The organism is Vibrio sp. 811 (genome assembly GCF_033339195.1).
Map to the genome: position 1 here is coordinate 1 of NZ_JAWOUB010000403.1, position 704 is coordinate 704.

General features: G+C 52.0%; 1 protein-coding gene. It reads right to left on the bottom strand.

The window, feature by feature from the left end; genetic code table 11:
- Positions 1–704, bottom strand: a 704-nt coding sequence (locus R7Q46_RS27135; protein WP_318078255.1) for a copper-binding protein, incomplete at both ends; no start/stop codon positions are given.

Genomic DNA, 704 nt, shown 5'->3' on the forward strand with positions numbered 1-704 from the left:
CATGCTGATGTCTCCCGTTACCCAAACGTCAGTCGCGAGAACGGTGTCATCGGCTTTGTAGTCAACGATTTCGTATTGACCCGACGCGGCTTTTTGAATTTCGAACTCAATAGCTTGGCCCTTTTGCAGCGAGCCCATATCGACGCCGTCAGCGAGGGTAAAGTTCATAACCATCCCCGGCCAATCCCACTCTGGTACGGGCTGGTGGTTGATGGTCAACATGCGATGGTCTTTCATCACATCAGTGATCTCGCCCTTCGTCCAAGCCGTTTGTGCAGTGGCTTCGGTCGGTGATGAAATGCGCGATAGATCAGCCGTTTGGCTCGATTCTGAATCCAACATAAAGTGAGCTGAGGTTACGATGCGATCGTCTTGAGTCAGGCCTTGTAGTACCTCGATTTTGTCGTCAGCTTCACGCCCGACTTCGATGCGCGTTGAGCGGTATTTGCCGTCTCCTTCAGACAGCACGACGCGAGTCATACCCCCCGAGCGGATAACGGACGACTTGGGAATGGTCAACACCGCGTTGTCGCTGACAGGTTGTAAGGCAATATTGGCGAACATGTTCGGTTTCAGCTCGCCATTGGGATTAGAGAATTTAAGACGAACACGAAGCGTGCGCGTTTTAGGATCCAAAATTGGATACACATAATCGACGCTGCCTTGCCACTCTTTACCCGGAATCGCATCCAACGTCATAGTGG